Raw genomic sequence first — 3,525 nt, forward strand, 5'->3', positions numbered from 1 at the left:
GACCCGGGCGGACGCCGGAGGACGCGGAGGTCAGCCCATGTGCGGGTAGCGGTAGTCGGTCGCCGCGACCTGGGTCTCCTTGATGGCGCGCGGGGACATCCAGCGCAGCAGGTTGAACTTCGAGCCCGCCTTGTCGTTGGTGCCCGAGGCGCGGGCACCGCCGAAGGGCTGCTGGCCGACGATGGAACCGGTGGGCCTGTCGTTCAGGTAGAAGTTGCCCGCGGCGAAGCGGAGCTTCTCCCCGGCCGCGGCCAGCACCGCCCGGTCCCGGGCGAGAACCGCGCCGGTCAGCGCGTAGGAGGAGGCCGACTCCATCTGCTCCAGCATCGCGTCCCAGTCGCCGTCCTCGTAGACGTGTACAGCGAGGATGGGGCCGAAGTACTCGGTGGAGAAGATCTCGTTGTCCGGGTCGGTGCAGGTGATCACCGTCGGCTTCACGAACCAGCCGACCGAGTCGTCGTATTCGCCGCCCACGACGACCTCACAGGTGGGGTCCTCCTTGGCGCGGTCGATGGCGGCCTTGTTCTTCGCGAAGGCACGGTCGTCGATGACGGCGCCGATGAAGTTCGACAGGTCGCTGACATCGCCCATCGCCAGACCCTCGGTCTCCGCGACGAGTTCGTCCTTCAGCCCGCTCTCCCACAGCGATCGCGGGATGTACGCGCGGGACGCGGCCGAGCACTTCTGCCCCTGGTACTCGAAGGAGCCGCGGACCATGGCGGTCTTCAGGATGGCCGCGTCGGCCGTCGGGTGGGCGACGATGAAGTCCTTGCCGCCGGTCTCGCCGACCAGCCGCGGGTAGGACTTGTAGCCGGCGATGTTCTCGCCGACCGTCTTCCACAGGTGCTGGAAGGTCTTGGTCGAGCCGGTGAAGTGCACGCCCGCCAGGTCCGGGTGCGGCAGCGCGACCTCGGAGACCTCCTTGCCGTCACCGGTGACGAGGTTGATCACGCCCTTGGGCAGCCCCGCCTCCTCCAGCAGCTCCATCAGCAGCACGGCCGCGTGGGTCTGGGTGGGGGACGGCTTCCAGACCACCACGTTGCCCATCAGGGCGGGGGCGGTGGGCAGGTTGCCGGCGATGGCGGTGAAGTTGAAGGGGGTGATCGCGTAGACGAAGCCCTCCAGCGGCCGGTGGTCCAGCCGGTTCCACACGCCCTTGGGCTGGATGGGCGGCTGCTCCTCGAGGAGTTCCCGCGCGAAGTGCACGTTGAAGCGCCAGAAGTCGATCAGTTCGCAGGGCGCGTCGATCTCCGCCTGCTGAATGGTCTTGGACTGGCCCAGCATGGTGGAGGCGGCGATCGTCTCGCGCCACGGACCCGACAGCAGCTCGGCGGCCTTGAGGATGATGGCCGCGCGGTCGTCGAAGGAGAGCGCACGCCAGGCGGGGGCGGCGGCCAGGGCGGCGTCGACGGCGTCCTGCGCGTCCTGCCGGGTGGCGTTGGCGTAGCTGCCGATGACCTTGTGGTGGTTGTGCGGCTGTACGACGTCGACGCGTGCGCCGCCGCCCATCCGCTTCTCACCGTTGATGGTCATGGGCAGGTCGACGGGGTTGTCGGCCAGCTCCTTGAGCTTGCGCTCGAGGCGGGCGCGCTCCGGCGAGCCGGGTGCGTAGGTGTGCACCGGCTCGTTGTACGGGGCGGGGACCTGGGTCACAGCGTCCATGGCAGCCATGTCTCCTTCACTGTCAGTGTTTGTCAGCCTGTCAGCCGTTTCAGCCGGTAAGCCTGTCAGCCGCGGGTGGCGAGCGAGCGGAGGAAGAACCCGAGGTTCGCCGGGCGCTCCGCCAGGCGCCGCATGAAGTATGCGTACCAGTCGGTTCCGTACGGGGTGTAGACCCGCATCCCGTATCCCTCGGCCGCCAGCCGCTCCTGCTCGGTCTCCCGGATGCCGTAGAGCATCTGGAACTCGAACTCGTCCTGCTTGCGCCCGAGGCGCCGGGCCAGCTCCTGTGTGATGGCGACCATCCGCGGGTCGTGCGACCCGATCATCGGGTAGCCCTCGCCGGACAGCAGGATCTTCAGGCAGCGCACGTACGCGCGGTCCACCTCGCGCTTGTTCTGATGGGCGACCGTCGCCGGCTCGTTGTAGGCGCCCTTGACCAGCCGCACGCGGGAGCCCTCACCGGCCAAGGCGCGGCAGTCGTCCTCGGTGCGGAAGAGATACGCCTGCAGCACGGCGCCCGTCTGGGGGAAGCGCTCGCGCAGCTCGGTGAGGGTGGCCAGCGTCGAGTCGACGGTGGTGTGATCCTCCATGTCCAGCGTAACCGTCGTGCCCGCCTCGGCGGCGGCCTCGACGACGGGCCGGACGTTGGCGAGGGCGATGTCGTGGCCGCCCGGCAGCGCCTGCCCGAAGGCCGACAGCTTCACGGACATCTCCGCCCGCTCACCCAGGCCCTCCCCGGCCAGCGCCTGCGCGAGGGCGAGGTAGGCGTCGCGGTTGCGCAGCGCTTCCGCGCGGTCCGTGATGTCCTCACCGAGGTGGTCGAGGGTGACCTGGAGGCCACGATCGGTCAGCGACCGTACGGCCCGCAGGCACGGATCGAGCTGTTCGCCCGCCACGAACCGGTCCACCACGGAGCGGGTGACCGGCGCGGACGAGACGAGACGGCGGATGCCGTCACTGCGCGCGGCGGCGCGGAGCAATGGTCCCGGCACGGGCACCTCCACTGGTGTTCATGTCTCTCCTGCTCCAGACCTTCGACGGCAGCCGGTGTACGGCGGCCGTCGCGCCGGAAGCCCCCCAGAATCTAAGGATCGCCCCACCCGGGGACCATCGACAGCTGTCACGCGTCCGTGTCCCAGATCTCAGACAGTTGTACGAGAATGGGGGCGGCCGGAACAGCGGAGCGGAAGGCGACCCAGACGGATGCGCGAGGACTACCAGACCCTCATCGACGAGGTCTCCGCGCTGCTCGGCACCCCCGCGACGCTGGAGGGCCGGGACTTCGCCCTGATCGCCTTCGGTGCTCACGAGAGCGACGGCGACGCCTCCGACGCGGTGCTGGACCCGGTGCGTACCCGCTCGATCCTGGGGCGCGGCTCAACGGCCGAGGTGCGGGCCTGGTTCGAGAGCTTCGGCATCGCCCGGGCGACCCGCCCGGTCCGCATCCACCCCGAACCGGCGGCGGGCGTCGTGCACGGCCGGATCTGCCTGCCGGTGCGGCACGGCGGGGTGGCGTACGGCTACATCTGGCTGCTCGACGACGGCGCGCTCGAGCTGGCCGACCCGCGGCTGACGACGGCGATGGCGACGGCCGCCCGGATCGGGGCGCTGCTGGCGGCCGAGGCGCACGAGGGCGCCCGCACCGGCGAACTGCTGGGCGAACTGCTCGGTGGCGAGGAGCGGACCGGATCGGCCGAAGAGGCCGCCGCACAACTGCGGGACGCGCTCGGCACGGCGGCGTCCGGACCGCTGGCGCTGGTGGCGGTGACGCCCTGGCAGCCCGCCGGGGACGACGGCACGGACGTGCCCGTACAGCCGAATGTCGCGGCCCGCTGCGTGCTGCCGGCGGCGACCGTGCGGGGC

Annotated in this window: 2 protein-coding genes and 1 pseudogene; 1 reads left to right on the forward strand and 2 read right to left on the reverse strand. The window is 70.6% G+C overall.

Features of this window, described 5'->3' with window-relative positions; all coding sequences use genetic code 11:
* Positions 1-30 precede the first annotated feature (30 nt).
* Together pruA and ACRDP3_RS24515 are read right to left on the reverse strand one after the other, a co-directional pair.
* Positions 31-1,662: an L-glutamate gamma-semialdehyde dehydrogenase gene (gene pruA / locus ACRDP3_RS24510; RefSeq protein WP_431519169.1), complete on the reverse strand. Its 1,632-nt coding sequence runs from the start codon at positions 1,660-1,662 to the stop codon at positions 31-33.
* 65 nt (positions 1,663-1,727) lie between these two features.
* Positions 1,728-2,654, reverse strand: coding sequence for a proline dehydrogenase family protein (locus ACRDP3_RS24515; protein WP_431519170.1), 927 nt, complete (start codon positions 2,652-2,654; stop codon positions 1,728-1,730).
* A gap of 211 nt (positions 2,655-2,865) precedes the next feature.
* Here ACRDP3_RS24515 and ACRDP3_RS24520 point away from each other — a divergent pair.
* Positions 2,866-3,525, forward strand: a pseudogene (locus ACRDP3_RS24520) (PucR family transcriptional regulator); the annotation flags it as partial.

The sequence above is a fragment of the Streptomyces sp. genome, from assembly GCF_050698815.1.
Taxonomy (GTDB): Bacteria; Actinomycetota; Actinomycetes; order Streptomycetales; family Streptomycetaceae; genus Streptomyces.